The organism is Roseibium hamelinense (assembly GCF_007830545.1).
Classification (GTDB): domain Bacteria; phylum Pseudomonadota; class Alphaproteobacteria; order Rhizobiales; family Stappiaceae; genus Roseibium; species Roseibium hamelinense.
Map to the genome: position 1 here is coordinate 133,751 of NZ_VLLF01000003.1, position 15,245 is coordinate 148,995.

Genomic DNA, 15,245 nt, shown 5'->3' on the forward strand with positions numbered 1-15,245 from the left:
AATCTCGGTCCGGATAGGAGACGGGTGTTCCGTTACGGAAGAGTGAAGCGGTGCAGAAGGCCGGCGCCGGAAGCGGAGTTATGGACGCCAAAGCCCTTGAAACAGCGGATTAGCCTTAACGGTTTCTGTACAATTTGCGGGATTTTCGCCTTCTGGCGCAGCGGTGTCTCATGTTTCGCGCCATGCGGGTGGTTCCGGTAGGCGGGATTGAGCCGCTGCGGGCCTGTGACCCAATGACCTGGAAAACAAAACCAGAAACTGCTTTGAAAAAGAATTGGTCTCTGCCGGCCCGTCGTTTTTCGGGCCGGCAGGGCGAATACGGATTTTCCTGAATCCTGATCACTCCTCGAGACCGTCGAGCTGTTTGTTGATGGCTTGGGTGATCTTGTCGAAGGTGTCCTCCACACTGTCGGAAGCGGTAATTTTAACGCCCAACTTGTTCAAGAATGACTGCGGAATGCGTTTCAGGCATGCGGCGGCCTGCGGATTGTCGTCGTTCAGACAATCTGCTGGCGTTTCCCAGTCTAGGTCCGGCATCGCCTGATGCAGTGTTTCCTTGAGCGCTTTGGCGTGCAGGCTAGGGTCGTTCTTCAGCGAGCCCTGCATGCTGTTGAGAGCATCAAGCTTGCGCGCCATTTTCCTGTCTGCAAGCTCCGAATTTTTCAGAGGCTTGTTTGACCGGAGGGTGAAGTCGTCCAATGACCTATACCTGAGTTTTGTCATTGCGTTTTGAACGGTACGCCCGTTTTCGGTATCGGCGTATTTCATGTGGATCGTCCCGCACTGCCGCCGCGCGCCGTTGTTGACGTCATCTTGGACATGAACTGTGATCGATGTCGCCGGAACGCTTCCGTTGTTCAGGTTTGAGGCGACCGTCGTGCTGTTATGCGTGTCCGTCACAAATCGTGGGTTCTGCAAGTTCTGCACACGCTTGTCCTGGTTCACATTTCTAAGGTTGAAACGGGATCCGTGGCTGAGAGACGGATATTCACGGGTCGTTGGGATATGACCGGTCGCATCATAGATTGTGACGTTATCGGCTTTTAAATTAATACAATGATCGAGGCCGGAATACCTCCTTTCAATTGAATTTTTCAGGTAGTAAGGGATATTCTCGAAAGTCTTTCCCTGATTTTGACCAATAGTGTAGGCATTTTCGTCTCCGTGACCGGAATAGGTTGCGTAGGGGAGTTGCCGCAAACCCGATTTTAGGCGGTTGGACACGGTATTCATGTCTTGCGCAACGAGGCGCGCGCTTTCCTGATGAAGAGAGTAACGCAGCGTCCGCTTCGGATCGTTGTAGACTTCGTCCAAAAACCCATGCATTCGTGAAATCAGGTTTTCCTGTGCCCGATGAAGTTTTCCAAGATTGTGCTTTGGCATGTTCTTGGCCATGTTTGCGCACTTGTCATATTCGGCTTCGGCCAGCGACTGCAGAGAGTCGTTCAAACCACGGTCAAGGTTCCCCCGGTCATTTATGAGTTGCTTGAACTCGCCGAGCGTTGCCTTGATTTGCAAGTCATTCCAATCGCTCCGAAACTGTTTTTTCTTTTTATTTATCAGACTAATCTTGGATTCACTTACGGACTTCGCCTTCTGCGCGTTGTCGTTGTTTAGTTTCTGACGGGATTTGGAAGAAGCCTTTTTGTTTACATTTTGCTTGCGGTGTTTAAATACGTTCGAAGCCAGCTGGTCAAAAAGGCGCGTTTTTGTTTCTGCGCGATGCAGATTTTCTTCGGCTTTCCAAGACTCGATTTCGTTTCTTGCGTTGACCGAGAGGAACTTTAACAAAATTTCTTTTGCATTTTCAGAATTGGTGAAGTGTGTTTGGTCTTTCATGTTTGTTTTTATGGCGCAGTAATGCGAGACCATTGACTCAAAATGCCGGTGCCGCGGATCATTATTCTTTAGAGCAAACTTTTTCTCAACCAGCCGGAGTGCGAGCGATTTCGGATCTCCGTTCGTCTTCTTACACAAATCCACCGCTTTTTCGCAAAGCTGGTTTACCTGATCGACATCGTGCTGGTTGAGAGTCTGAATGCTATCAATCCGGCCACAAAGAACCTCGATTTTTTTAGCGTGATCAATATTTGACTGCACCTGTGCAAGGTATTTGTTGTAGCTTTTAAGCTGTAGGTCCTGATGTTTGTTTGCTTTATTTTGTGCTACTTTATTGAAGTCAAACTCAGAACTATCATTGGCTTTTTTGCATTTGGATAAAATTTGCTTTGAACTATTGCGTTCCCGGTAAAACTCTTGATAGTCATATGTTGAAATCAGTTGTCTTTGAGCGTCAAGAAGGCGCGCATCCAATTGTTCGACGTCTTTGGACAAATTATCGATGACATCCGCGTGCTTTTTTGCGCCGTTTTGAGAATTAATCAACTTGGCCTTTTCAAGGTGAATGGTTTTGCTTTCAAAGTCCTTGATGAGTCGGACGTCAACGTTCTGATGACTCATATCCTGACTGAATGCGCAGGCCTTGTCCAAAATGCGCTCAGTGTTGCTTGCATACTGTTCTGCAACAACCAATTGAAACTTTTGATTTGCGATTTCGTCGATAAGTTTAGTTCTCTGTTTTTCAATTGTTTTGATTTCTAATTTGAGCTTCGCTTTGTATTCATGCAGCGGCAAACCTTTGGAATCGAATAGGGGCGTTCGAGACGCGGCTGCGTTATTGTTGACGCTGTCCAGACGCGCCTGGAGGTCCAGGCTCATTTGATCCGGCGGGGGAGTGAAGCTCGTCAGACTTCTCTGTGGTTTAACAGGTTTTGGAGTTGTACTTTGATGTCCAAGAAGTCTTTTTTGTTTGGAAATATTTGAATTATTTGTTGGATATGAGCGAGCAAGAGATCTCTCTGTTTTACGCATTGCCGAAAATCTGCCGCCAAAACCCATTTTGCTTGTAAAAGACATGAATATTCCCATAATTGAATGTGATATTACTTATTCTAGTGCTATATTGGGTCTGCATCAATTTATATGAATATAAATGTGAGCGTATTTCTTGTTTTTTACTAAGAGAGGTGTGCGAGTATCCGATAATCCGGGAGGACTGCCAGACATGGCTGCCTGCCGGGAAGACAGCGAGAACACGCGGCTTGGTGTTCAGGGAAGACCCGAACAGGCGTCGGTCCCCGAAATGATAACAAAACAGGTCGAGGCGTACTGGTTTTCATCCTGGCGCGAAAGCATGGGGAACGTGGATCGTTTTCCAATCCTTGGCGGGCGGAGGAAGACACAGTTGATCAAACCCGACGGTCAGAGAGCTGCCTCTACTCCCTGCCGCGCGCTTGACCGGGCGAAATGCCCGCTCCGCACGCCGTTCCCAAGCGTGTTTTGCGGTGCCCGATGGTATAGGTTCCGTTGGGGGGGGCGAAGCTCTGGACCTTATAGGGATAGCGGCGGTCACCTTGAAAGGGCCGGGTTTACGGACGCTTCCAAGGTGAGTGCCATTTTTGCATCAAAACGCTCGCCGCCTTACCTATCCAGTCAAACGTCAAGCCCGTCGAGTTGTTTGTTGATGGCTTGGGTGATCTTGTCGAAGGTGTCCTCAACCGTGTCAGAGCCGCCGACCTTTACGCCCAACTTGTCGAAAAACTGTTTTGGAATTCGGCTGAGGCACTCTGCAGCCTGCGGGTTGTCGTTTTTCAAGGTGTTGGCCGGTTGATCCCAATTCAGCTCTGGCAAAGCACCTTGCAAGGTTTCCTTAAGCGCTTTGGCGTGCAGAGCAGCGTTTCCTTCCAAAGTGCCTTTCGTCCGGTCCAAGGCCGCAAATTTTCGATCAATACGTCGTACCGCGAGCTCGTCCTTGTTCAATTTATCAACCTGAGTGTTGTTCAGTTGATCGATTGACCGGTATCCGAGCGTCTTCATGTGACGTTTGACAGTGTGCCCGTTCTGGGTCTCCTGATATCTCATATGCACCGTTCCGCAAATGCCGCCCCGGGCCCTGTTGTCGGCGTCCTCGACGTGGACCGTGATGGATGTTGCCGGTACGGTTTCGTTCTTCACCCTGGACGAGACGGTCGTGCTGTTGTGTGTGTCCGTATAGAAGTGGACGTCGCGCAGATTGTTCATGGGTGCGTCATTGTCGGCGCGCAAGTTGAATCGCGCGCCATGGCTCAATTCGGGGTATAGATGTTGTGGAGGGATATTGTCCCGCGCGTCGTAGATTGTTACCTGTCTTTTCGGTTGTATTTCATGCCGGTTGCCGGAGTACTTGGCTTCGATCTCGGTTTTCAGGTAGGCAGGCGCATCGTAGGTTTTTCCCTGGGTCTGTCCGATTGTATACGCGCGTTCGTTGCCGTGACCGGTATCCGTGGCATAGGGGAGATGCCGGAAGCCCGCGTTCAAGCGGTTTGAGACGTTGTTCATGTCCTGCTTGACCAAACGGCTGCACTCTTGATGCAGCGCGTAGCGCTTGGTTCGTTTCGGGTTGCTGTAGATTTGATCCAGGCACTCCGTCATGCGGGTGATCAGGTACCTTTGAGTTTTTGCCCGCGAGACGGGATTACGCGGTAAATTATTGGCAATGTTTTTGCACTTTTGCAGTTCGGCTTCTGCAAGTGCTTGAACAGATTCGTTCAGCAGGTGGTCCAGATCCCCCTTGGACTTTACCAGGGACTCAAGTTCCCTGAATACGGACGCGAGTTGTTTGTCGTTCCAGGTCCTCTGGAACTCCGTCTTCGACGGCTTTTTGTCGGTTTCGTTGTTGTTCGCGGCGATCCGGGACTTTGTAGATTTGGACGGAGTCTCGTTTTTTTGGATCTCTGACTGCTTGAAATCGTCCTCTGTAATGTCAACAGGGACAGTGTTGTCCGCGCGGTGTTTGAAGTGGCTTTCGTCAAGTTGCTCGAAGATTGCGGCTTCATCATTTGCTGCAGCAAGCCGCTGTTCCGCTTTCCAAATCTCGAGATCTGATTGCGCGTATTTCTGGCCAAGAAGGAGTACAACGTTTTCCTGGCATAATTTCGTGTTTTGCTGGCTTGTCGTGTCTTTGATCAGGGCTTGTGCGGCCATGAAGTCGTCAACCATTCCGTTGACGATGTTCCGTGCAGCCGGATTGTCCTCCAAGTGCAGTTCCTTAACGGCAAGATTGGCGGCAAGCAGGCTTGGTTCCCGGACATGCGTGCTCAGGTTCGAGACGAAATGACAATTGGCCCGAACGACCTCCATATAGGTTTGGGCTGGGTTGGGGTCCATGTGGTCGTCAACCATATCGTTGACGATGTTCCGCGCCGCCGGGTTGTTCTCCAGGTGCAGGTCCTTGACCGCGAGGTTTGCGGCAAGCAGGTTCGGCCGCCCGACCGGCGTGCCCAAATGCGTGACGAAATGACAATTGGCCCGCACGACTTCGAAGTCGTTTTGGGAAAACTGCCGATCCAGACCGAGCTGGTTCAACCGGTCAATGGAGCGCTGGATTCGGTGTTCCCGCGCAATCGGACCCAACCGTTCGGCTGACTGCTGAAGGCGTTGTTCCAGTTCGGCGGTCTTGCGAACGTTTTTGAGGTGGAAGTTGTGCCATGCGACAGCATTTTTTTGCTGTTTGTTCGCCTGTTTTTCACTTTCGAAGTCCCCCTTTGATTCTGCCTTCAGGAGGCCATGCTTGCATTGAAGCACGTGTTTTTGACTTGCTTTTCTCGCATCCCGAAATTCGTTGAGGCTGTAAGTTGAAACCAGCTGTTGTGTCTTGGAGACGATTTGTTCGTTTAAGCGTTCCACTTCTCTGTTCAGGCTCTCAACGTTATGAGCGTGGGTCGCGACTTTTTTGGACCAATCGTGCTTTTGGTTCTCTTGCGTGTGCACCGCTTTTTTATCGAAGTCCTCGACAAGCGCCGGACTGATATTCTGGTTCTTCAGATCCTGGCTGAGGCCACGTGATGCCTCAAGGGTACGGTCAATGTTGCTGACCACCTGCTGAGCCTTGAAGAGCTCGAACTTGTGGTTCTCCAGTATCCTTGTGCATTTTTTTCTCTGATCCTTGAGATTTCGGATGTCCTGCTGCAGCCCGTATTTGAACTTGTCGAGATCGGCGATGTTCTCGGGGTTGAAGACCTGTTTGGGCGCTAGGACACTATTCTGGCCGGGTGCTTGATGAAGGACCAGAGGCCGGTTCGCATTGTTGCTAAACGGGTCGAGCGGCAGATTTGAATCGAGGATGGCCTGCAGCGGATCATGCGGCTGAGATGGCATTGGAGACGTCGAAGGCGCATTGGTTCGCACATAGTTCAAATGAGAACGCGAACCGTGGCCGAATTTTTGGTGTGCCGCCAATTTTGATTTCTTCCCGGGAAAGGACGCTTTGGCGTTTTCCTCAAATTTTTCGATAGTAATTTGTTTTTTCTGAGAAATCAGGTTTGTTTTCGTAAATGACATAGTGAAATCCGCGTTTTGTGAAAGTAATTCCTCCAAAATTTTGTATTTTGAACAGCATTTAATCAATTTATATCTATATAATCAGAGCGCAGCGCCTTTTGTTGGAAGCTGTGGCCCCAACAAAGAACGCTGGTAATCGAAAGCGCGAGTTTGATACTCTGGAATATTTCTGGAAATAGAAATTTTTCTACGGACTGCACGGATACAGCTTACGGTGTCGCGATTCAACTAACACGCATATGTGGGCCAAGCCTGGGACACCCAGATTAAGCTGACATGGTATCGGAATTGCAAAATACTGCCGGTGGCCGCGTAACGCGGATGAATTCCTCAAAACAGGCAAAAGTGAGCGACGGCCTCACTCACCGGGTTCCTTCACCGAGCGGATCAATTTGCCGAGCAGGTCCGACAACTGGAGCTGTTCTTCCTTGGTCAATCCGCTCACCGCCTCGTGCTGCGTTTTTATGTAGTCCGGCAGCATCCCCTTGATGAGATCAAGCGCTTTCGGTGTCAGGCACACCATCAGAGCCCGCCGGTCTTCAGGATGCGCGCAGCGCTCAATCAGTTTGTACTTTTCAAGCTTGTCGAGGCGGGCCGTCATGCCGCCCGAACTGGTCATGGTCGAGCGGTACAGCTCGGTCGGTGTCAGCTTGTAAGGGGCACCGGACCGCACCAGCGTCGCCAGGACATCGAACTCTCCCGGTTTGAGACCAAGAGCAGCAAACGCCGGGGCCAGAAACTTGGTCAAGATCAGCGGTCCTGCTTCGCCCAGACGGCCAAGCATCACCATCGGATCAAGGTCCAGCGGCTCAAGGCCCAGATTTGGAAACTCGCGCTCCCACTGGGCCTTGGCGCGGGCGGCGCGGTCTTCGAACAGGAGGGCAGGGCTGTCGGTGAAAGGATTGCTCATGTTTAAAGGTCCGGTTCGGTCCCTGGCGGGCGGCGTCTCCTCGCGCATCATCAGAGAAAACGGTTGATTGTCAATGCTTTAAGAAATTCGACGCAAAGTATCTTGATAATAAGATACTTTGCGTCGATATATATGCTCACGGCGCCGGGGCTGTGCCTGCCCGGAGTGTTGATTTTCAATCAGGAAGAGAGCCATGTCCGCACAACAATTTTCGCCGACCGCCGCGCCGGCGCCAAGCCTTTCAGCCATCAATCCGCCAGATGCCCCGCGCGGGGTGCTCACCCTTCTGGCAAGCGTTGGAACCATGCTGGCGGTCTCCGCAATACTGGCCAAAGCAGCCCCCGGTGCGGGTTGGCAGCCGGTGCCGTTTTTAATGTGGTCGCTTCTCGGCGCTGCACTGCTTCAATTCGCTCTGATGGGTGTCAAGCGGTCGCGCAGTTCAAAGGTTCAGCCGGATCAGCCGCAGCGTGCAGCGGGCACCATGCCGGGCATCTGGGACGGCAAGCTACTGATGTATCTCGTGATTTCGGGGGGCTTGTTTGCCGCGCCCAATGCCATTGCCTTCACCGCGGCCCAGCATGTCGGTGCCGGCTTTATTGCGTTGTGCTTTGCCTTTCCGCTGGTTCTGACCTACGGGTTGTCGCTGGCGTTCGGATTGGAACGGCTGGATCAGCGCAGGGCTTTGGGCGTAACGCTTGGGCTCCTGGGTGGTGTGATCCTGGCTTTGGGGGGCAGAACCATGGGAGCCGCTGCCGGATTTTGGGCGATCGCCGCTCTGTCAGTCCCTATCGTTATAGCGGCCGCCAACATCTACCGGAGCCTGAGATGGCCAAAGGGAGCCAATCCGCTGCTGTTGAGCGCAGGGATGATGGCAACCGGTTTCGTCATGCTTTTTGGATTTTCATTTGCCGCAGGCAGCGCTCTTGCGCCCGAGACATGGTCACGCGCGGCGTTTATGGTGCTGTTGGCGCAGACCCTGGTCTTTGCCGTGCAGTATGTTCTTTATTTTGAGCTGCAAAAGCGGGCGGGGCCGGTTTATCTCAGCCAGATCGGGTCCGTCGGCGCCGGGACCGGGCTTGTTCTAGCCTTCCTGGTGTTTGGAGAGGTGCCAACACTGCCGCAACTGGCCTCTGTTGCGCTCGTCGGAGTGGGCATTGTGTTTGTCAGCCGGAAGCGGCACGTCTCATGAAACACCGGGTTTCAGCAAAGCCAGCAATTGCCGGGGGGCGTGGCGGAGGCCGTTTCGCCGCCCGCTGAAATCCAGCTGGCAATGCCTTTTTCGACATTCGCGATGTTCGTGAACCCGGCATTCCCAGCAAGGTATTCCGACAGCACAGCACTGCGGTTGCCGGTCTGGCAGATGATCACGAGCTCGTCGGACGGGCCGGAGACGATCTTTTGAAGCTCAGATCCGAAGTCCGGATTGACGTTGCCTTCACTGTCGAAAAACGTCACCAGATGGCTTCCGGGGATCACCCCGGTCGCCTGCCACTCATCGGGTCTGCGAATGTCGATCACCGGCGTGCCCTCGGCCATCTTCGCTTTCAGCTCTTCAGTACCGATATCGCCGAATTTCTTGCCTTGGACGTCCAGCAGTTCGATCTCGAATTTCAAGGTCGCATTCGGCGGTATCACGCCGCCGGCACCACGCGCGCCGTAGCCGAGTTCCGGCGGGATGATAAGCTCGCGCTTGCCGCCGACCTGCATGCCTTCAACGCCCTGTTCCCACCCCGGAATGACCCGGCGCTCGCCAAGCGTGAAGGAAAACGGGGTGCCACGATCAAGCGACGAATCGAACTTTGTGCCGTCCATCAGCCAGCCAGTGTAATGGACAGTCACGGTTTCCCCGACATCGGCGGTCTCGCCGCTGCCTTTTTCAAGGTCCTTGATCTGCAACTCCTGCGCAAGAGCAGGCAAGACGAACAACATGGCCGCGGCAAAGGCGGCGAACCGGCGCAACATGAGCATCTCCTTCACATTCGTTTCCCGCGGAACAGGCCCGTCAATGACGGCGAAGTCAAGGCAAAGGGATGTGAGCGGATAGTGAAGTGCTATCGTGGCCGGCCGGACCCGCGGCCAGCTCAGTCCGCGTCCTTCAAGCTTCTCGCGGTCATGTCCAAAAGTGTCTGCAGGTCGGCGACTTCGCACAAATTTGCGGACTTGAAGGCCTTGAACCACTCGCTGGCATACTCGGTGTGTTCGGTTTCCGGATACCAGGGGCCACCGTCTGTGTAATGAATGGCCTGCGGCTGTTCGACGCCGGTCGTGTAGCCGGCCAGATAGTTCCAGCTTGCCGGGACTTCGCCGATCAGATCGTCATTGTCGAGCCATTTGAACTGGTGCAGCTGCAGACCGGTTGCCGAATTGACATATTCGGGCGTCAGAGCCTGGCATTTTGCGTTGTTGAACAACATCACGCTGGACCAGTTCTTTTTCTCGTAGCGGGTCTGTTTTTCGCCGAGAAACTTTGTGTCGGAGGTCGGGTTGTGGTCATGCTTGACGCACATCACCGCATACCTGTCGTCGCGCAGTGCCCAGAGTTTTGCGATGTCGTCGAGAAAGACGATGTCATTGTCCATGAAAATGGACCAGCCGGTAAAACCGGACAGGTAAGGCGTCAGGAAACGTGAAAACGAGAATTCCGTTGACTGGTTTGGATCCGTATCGCGCCAGAAGACATCTTTCAGATTGCGAAGGTTTAGAGGCAGGACACTGACGGGCAGGCTGCTGTGCTCGGTGATCGAATGCGCAAGTGTGGATGAAGCCACGTGGATTCGGCGATCATATCCAACAAATACCCGGACTACGCTGTCGTGCATGAACTCTCTCTTTCGCTTGTTTGTGTTCTTGCGCACCTTGCCTAGTGAGCCTGTGCGGCCCGATCAAGGAAATTGCGCAAAAAACGGTCGCTTTGTTCCAATTGATCCTGCGTCCAGACGAGCCCGTCCAACTCTGAATCCGTAAGCGGCGTGTTATGAACCTCTTTGATTGCCCGGAGCATGGACACCAATTCGTCCGGTTTTTTAACCGCATAGGCTGCTGAGCGCGCGTCAGGGGAGGGCGGGTCGAAACACGCCGGAAAATGGGTGTAATGCCGGCGCCAGGTGTTCAGGAAAACCGGGATCCGATTGTTCAACGCCTCTTGGAGGGTTGCGGAATTGTTGCCGACCAGAAGATCCATGGTCTCGAAATAGGCACTGAGCGGGGTGTCGGTGTCGATAAGGACCCGTCCCTCGAACCGTGGTTCCTTGAAAAGGGCACTTAGCCGTTCCAGGGGCACTCCGGTCTTCTTAGCCTTCATCTTTATGACCAACCGCATGTCGGGGATCTGGGCAAGGGCCTCGGCAAACGCAATGATGCCGCGCAAGAACTCTCCCGGCAATTCAGTGACCCAGGGAATATGCTCTTCGACAATTCGGAAATTGCCCGCCATGACGATTTCAAACGGCGCGCTTTCGTCGGACCGGCGTTGATACAACCTCCCTACAGTAATGGCATGGACGGCTGGAGCGTTCTCCAGCACTTGGGGCGCAAGAGGCGCAGTCAGCGGACTTTTGCAGAACAGGTCGGACATGCCTGGAGCATTGACCCTGCCGTGGCGCGCCCAAAACGCAGCACCGAGACTTGAGATCCGCATTGTCTGCGCCGTGTCTGTTCCATGGTTGATCATGACCGTGGCAACGCCCTTTTGAGTCAGATCGCGCTGCGCCCGGATGACAGAGGGCTGAATCAGATGATCGAGCACCAGGGCGTTGGGAGCGACACATTTTGCAAGCTGTTCTCCAGCGGCGCCGTCTTTCAGAAGGCGCGGCAAATAGCGAGTAACGGTCTCGCTCAAAATCTCATCAAGCGTCTCGTCATCGACAAGTGGGGCCGGCAGGACCGGGCACGCCTCTCCGATCCGTTCAAACGATGTCCTGAAAATCCGGATCGGTTGTTTCGCGTCCGCTTTTCCACGCGTGTTGACGAGCGCACGAAGGCCACGTCTCAACGTGGCCAGCATATTGTGGCCCGGATGTCCGCTCGACAAGATCGCAGCCCGGTGCTTACCTGCCGCGATCTGCTGACTTACTCTTGATGTGAATGGTGTCGGACGGTCAAGCTGGAGGACTTTGGGCCGGTTGCCAACCGCTTTCAGGATCAGGCGATTGAGAAGAAGCGCCAGCCGGGCATTGAGTTTGCTATGGTCCTGTTCCGGCAAAAGCGCATCGAAACCGGCAGCACATGACGGCGCCAGGTGCTTCAATGCTGCTTCGATCGTCTCGCACGAAACCCATGTTCCAGGCGTGAAGACCGTGAATTGGCCGGCTGGAGCGTTTTTAAGCGCGCTGCGCACCAACAGCAGCGACGGAAGCATGTTGAACACAAACATCCGCACGCTTTCGGTATCCGCAGGGTGCCAGTGTGCCCGCAAGAGCCGTTGCTCCATTTGCTGCAGCATCCTTGTGGCGGTGATCAGGTTCCGCGCGTGGGTGAAGCTGCTGCAAAGATCCTCCACATCAATCGTGGCATGACCGCGTGATTTCAAGAACTCCGAGCCATCCGGAGAAAAACACAGTGCCGCACTGTCTGAAGGCCCCTGTTCAAGCACTCGCTCTGCGTCGGCAAGACTGGTTACGATGGTCAGGCTGGATGGCATGCGTGGGACTTCCATAAGACGGGCTGCGCAGGAGGCTGTTTGCAGAGACCCGCTAACTGCCATCCGGCGCTGCGCTGCGCAAGATCGGGAGGGGGCCTGCCCGATCTTCGAACACGGCTTTCCGGCTGTGCTCAGATCGTCTGTTGACAGGCACCTTTGCCGCTCACTAGAGGTGACCGGGTCTTTTCTGCTGTCCTGTTGCACGCGTCGCACGTTTTGTGCGGGGGGCGCACAACCTCACGCCGAACGGGTGCCATGGCTGTTACCGAATACAAAATAGAAACACTGGACACCTGCCCAAATTGCGGCGCGGCAAACCCTTCGGCCTGGACCTCGAGCGCCGACATATTGCTCCGCAATGACGATTTTGAATTCGCCTATTCGAAGTGCCGGTCTTGCAATATCTACTTTCAGCAGACCCGGCCCACCGAAGAGACGATCGGTCACTTTTACCGCGGCGATTATGGACCCTACTCGCGCGCCGAGAAGTCAAAACCGCCATTTTCAAAGCTGCACAAGCGCCTGTTGAAACTGTCTCGGATGCTGACTGGAGAAACCGCTGCGGCGAAGTCAATCAAGTCGATTTTTTCCCATCACCTGGGAGCGCCTGACAGCACTTTGTTCGACTTCGGGTGCGGTGCCGGGAAACTTCTGGACGATCAGAAACACAAATTTGGTTGCCAGACGATCGGCATGGATTTTAACGAGAGCCTCGTTGAAGCGGCCGGAAAGCGCGGCCATCGGGCATACCCGGCTTCTGTCGAGGGCTGGACGAACATTGCCGACGACAGTGTTGATCTGATCGTCATGAACCATGTTCTGGAGCATTTATACCGCCCCCGGGACGTGTTTCTTCAAATGTTTCGCGTTCTGAAGACAAATGGCGCGCTCTTGATATCGACACCCAACCCGGCTGGATTTTCGGCACAAACCTATTTGTCGGATTGGTTTGCGCTGGACAGTCCGCGCCACATTATGCTGTACCCGCCCGCCACCGCCGAGGCGTTGTTGGCGGACTGCGGATTTCAAGACATCCGCGTGATTGCATTGCCTGTGACAAAAGACATCGTGCGCAGCAAAGCCCGGCGCGAGGGACGGGCCTCGCCTTGGCCGCTAAACGCGGATGGCATTCAGGCCATAAAGACGGCGTTTCTCGCCCGCCGGGAAGCTGCGGCCGGAAGGTTTGATCAATTTACGTTGCTGGCGCATAAACCGGCCGGCGAACGCAAGAACCCTTGAGTGTGCGGCGCATGAACATCCTCTGGAAAGTCGGCGTTTTGAGCATGCGGGTGGCCAGTGTGCGCCTGCGGACGCTTTTGCCTGCGCTGTCTTTGGCGCGGAGCGGCTTTAAGGTCACCGTCAGTGACCGGTCTGAAAATGAAGATGCGCTGCACAACATCGATGCTCTGATCATCAACAAGAGCTTCCGGGACGAAGACATTGGTCTTGCCCGTGCCGCAAGGCAGCGCGGCATCCCGGTCGTCTATGATTTGTGCGACTATGTTTATGCTCTTGACTACGGTGATGGCAGCGGCCGGGAGGGGGGGCAGGTGACGGACATGCTGCAGCACTGCAGCGCGTTCGTGACCACTGGTCCGGCGCTGGGTGAAGCGATTGTGGCTGCCAGCGGATTTGACGGCCAAGTGTATTACATCCCGGACAGCGAAGAGCCGAAATCCGATGTTGAAACTCTGACAGCATATTGGATCGAACCTGGGGCCTCGACAGCTGTCGCGGGGCTCACATTCTCGTCCGCCGCTCTGTTGACCCCGGAAAAGCACATATTCCCGAAAAGCGATCTGCGCCTTGCCGCCGATGCCATCTTCAAACGCGATGGCTGGCTGCGTCCTGATCGCAAAACCGTTTTCTGGTTCGGCACACCCGGCAAGGCCGGCAGCAACACCGGTCTTTATGCGTTGCGGATGGTCAAGGATGCGGTTGAAAAAGTCGGGCGGGATATTCCCCTGCAAATGCTGGTGGTGTCGAGCAGCCGCAAACTGTTTCGGGACTATTCAAGAGACTACGCGGTGCCTTGCGTTTTCCGGCCCTGGACACTGATGTCGATGTACGATCACTTCGCGCGGGCTGATGTCACGGTAATCCCGAACCCGAAGGATTCATTTTCCATTGTTAAATCCGCCAATCGGGCAATTTTCTCGCTGTCATGCGAAACGCCGGTAATCGCTGATCCAGTGCCCTCGCTCGACGAGTTTGCCGGATGCACCCAACAGGACGGCTGGGAGCGCGGCCTGCGGGCCTATCTGTCGGACCCGCAAAAGGCTGCGTCTGATGTGGCGGAAGCAAAACGGATCATCGCCGGTTCCTATTCGCTCAATGCCATCCGTGACCGGTGGATCGAAGCATTGGAAACGGTCGCAAAGTAGCCGGATGAGCGTCAGCCCGGATTGGAAGGCCGCCTGATTAGTCGTTCCACAGCCAGGCGGCACCACGTACGCCGGAAGAATCGCCGTGCTTGGCCTTGCGGATTGGCACTTCGTAGGCGTCGGAGAAGATGTAGGGCGCCATGGCGGCCGGCAGATCGTCGTACAGCTCGTCGACATTGGACATGCCGCCGCCCAGCACGAACACATCCGGATCCATCAGATTGGCTGACATGGCAAGCGCCCGGCCGAGGCGGCTGACATAGGCTTCATAATGGGCCGTGGCAACGGTGTCTCCCGCGCGCTTGAGCGCCATGATCTCCGGCCCCTTTACCGATTGCCCCGTGGCGTTGTTGTATTCGGTCTGGAAGCCGGTGCCCGAGCACCAGTAGTCGATGCAGCCGCGGTGGCCGATCCAGCAGTCAGGGCCGGGGAATTCGTCGTCTTTCAGCCAGGGAACGGGAATCGCGCCCCATTCGCCGCCGATGCCGTTGGCGCCGCGGTGGGCCTTGCCGTCAATGGCAATTCCGGAGCCGCTCCCGGTACCGATGATGATCGCATGAACGTAATGCGCGCCCGCAGCTGCGCCATCGGTCGCCTCGGACACGGCAAGGCAATTGGCATCGTTTTGGATCCGCACCGGACGGGCGAGCCGTTCCTCCAGATCCTTGTCCAGCGGCTGGCCGTTCATCCAGGTCGAGTTGGCGTTTTTTACCAGCCCCGTTGCCGGGGAAATCGAGCCGGGGATGCCGAAGCCAACGGTGCCCGTCTGGCCGGTTTCCTGCTCCGCAGCCGCCACAAGTCCGGCAACCGCCTCGATACAGCCGGCATAATCGTCGCGCGGGGTTGCGACGCGTTTGCGGAAAATCTCGTGCCCGGCGTCGTCAAGCGCAATGATTTCGATCTTGGTTCCGCCCCAGTCAATGCCCAGTCGCAT

The 15,245-nt window shown here is 54.8% G+C and carries 10 protein-coding genes; 3 read left to right on the plus strand and 7 right to left on the minus strand.

What is annotated here, in order from left to right; translation table 11 throughout:
- Positions 1–339: 339 nt before the first annotated feature.
- From JM93_RS08165 to JM93_RS08175, 3 genes are all read right to left on the minus strand, one after another.
- The gene (locus JM93_RS08165) at positions 340–2,916 is read right to left on the minus strand and encodes a hypothetical protein (protein WP_145342138.1); all 2,577 of its coding nucleotides are present in this window, start codon (positions 2,914–2,916) and stop codon (positions 340–342) included.
- A 576-nt stretch (positions 2,917–3,492) separates the two neighbouring features.
- Positions 3,493–6,378 (minus strand): hypothetical protein, encoded by a 2,886-nt coding sequence (locus JM93_RS08170; protein WP_208995030.1) that lies wholly within the window; start codon positions 6,376–6,378, stop codon positions 3,493–3,495.
- Between the two features lie 358 nt (positions 6,379–6,736).
- Positions 6,737–7,288, minus strand: coding sequence for a MarR family winged helix-turn-helix transcriptional regulator (locus JM93_RS08175; protein WP_145342142.1), 552 nt, complete (start codon positions 7,286–7,288; stop codon positions 6,737–6,739).
- Between the two features lie 193 nt (positions 7,289–7,481).
- Here JM93_RS08175 and JM93_RS08180 point away from each other — a divergent pair, with 193 nt between their 5' ends.
- Complete coding sequence (locus tag JM93_RS08180; protein WP_145342144.1) at positions 7,482–8,477, plus strand: DMT family transporter; 996 nt, start codon at positions 7,482–7,484, stop codon at positions 8,475–8,477.
- Positions 8,478–8,488: 11 nt separating this feature from the next.
- On the opposite strand, the gene JM93_RS22335 is transcribed toward JM93_RS08180, so the two are convergent.
- From JM93_RS22335 to JM93_RS08195, 3 genes are all read right to left on the minus strand, one after another.
- Positions 8,489–9,250, minus strand: a complete 762-nt coding sequence (locus JM93_RS22335; protein WP_145342145.1) for an FKBP-type peptidyl-prolyl cis-trans isomerase — start codon at positions 9,248–9,250, stop codon at positions 8,489–8,491.
- A gap of 119 nt (positions 9,251–9,369) precedes the next feature.
- Positions 9,370–10,107 carry a glycosyltransferase family protein gene (locus JM93_RS08190; protein ID WP_145342147.1) on the minus strand — a complete coding sequence of 246 codons (738 nt, stop codon included), beginning with the start codon at positions 10,105–10,107 and terminating at the stop codon, positions 9,370–9,372.
- A 41-nt stretch (positions 10,108–10,148) separates the two neighbouring features.
- Positions 10,149–11,927 (minus strand): hypothetical protein, encoded by a 1,779-nt coding sequence (locus tag JM93_RS08195; protein ID WP_145342149.1) that lies wholly within the window; start codon positions 11,925–11,927, stop codon positions 10,149–10,151.
- A 255-nt stretch (positions 11,928–12,182) separates the two neighbouring features.
- Here JM93_RS08195 and JM93_RS08200 point away from each other — a divergent pair, with 255 nt between their 5' ends.
- Positions 12,183–13,166: a class I SAM-dependent methyltransferase gene (locus JM93_RS08200; protein WP_145342151.1), complete on the plus strand. Its 984-nt coding sequence runs from the start codon at positions 12,183–12,185 to the stop codon at positions 13,164–13,166.
- Between the two features lie 11 nt (positions 13,167–13,177).
- Complete coding sequence (locus JM93_RS08205) at positions 13,178–14,311, plus strand: glycosyltransferase family protein (RefSeq protein WP_145342153.1); 1,134 nt, start codon at positions 13,178–13,180, stop codon at positions 14,309–14,311.
- A gap of 37 nt (positions 14,312–14,348) precedes the next feature.
- On the opposite strand, the gene mak is transcribed toward JM93_RS08205, so the two are convergent.
- Positions 14,349–15,245: a fructokinase gene (mak, locus tag JM93_RS08210; protein ID WP_145342155.1), complete on the minus strand. Its 897-nt coding sequence runs from the start codon at positions 15,243–15,245 to the stop codon at positions 14,349–14,351.

Excerpts from the sequence above, each read along its gene's own strand:
- JM93_RS08195 (WP_145342149.1), bottom strand. The coding sequence starts at position 11,927 with ATGCCATCCAGCCTGACCATCGTAACCAGTCTTGCCGACGCAGAGCGA.
- mak (WP_145342155.1), bottom strand. The coding sequence starts at position 15,245 with ATGCGACTGGGCATTGACTGGGGCGGAACCAAGATCGAAATCATTGCG.
- JM93_RS08205 (WP_145342153.1), top strand. The coding sequence starts at position 13,178 with ATGAACATCCTCTGGAAAGTCGGCGTTTTGAGCATGCGGGTGGCCAGT.
- JM93_RS08170 (WP_208995030.1), bottom strand. The coding sequence starts at position 6,378 with ATGTCATTTACGAAAACAAACCTGATTTCTCAGAAAAAACAAATTACT.
- JM93_RS08200 (WP_145342151.1), top strand. The coding sequence starts at position 12,183 with ATGGCTGTTACCGAATACAAAATAGAAACACTGGACACCTGCCCAAAT.
- JM93_RS08165 (WP_145342138.1), bottom strand. The coding sequence starts at position 2,916 with ATGTCTTTTACAAGCAAAATGGGTTTTGGCGGCAGATTTTCGGCAATG.
- JM93_RS08175 (WP_145342142.1), bottom strand. The coding sequence starts at position 7,288 with ATGAGCAATCCTTTCACCGACAGCCCTGCCCTCCTGTTCGAAGACCGC.
- JM93_RS22335 (WP_145342145.1), bottom strand. The coding sequence starts at position 9,250 with ATGTTGCGCCGGTTCGCCGCCTTTGCCGCGGCCATGTTGTTCGTCTTG.
- JM93_RS08180 (WP_145342144.1), top strand. The coding sequence starts at position 7,482 with ATGTCCGCACAACAATTTTCGCCGACCGCCGCGCCGGCGCCAAGCCTT.
- JM93_RS08190 (WP_145342147.1), bottom strand. The coding sequence starts at position 10,107 with ATGCACGACAGCGTAGTCCGGGTATTTGTTGGATATGATCGCCGAATC.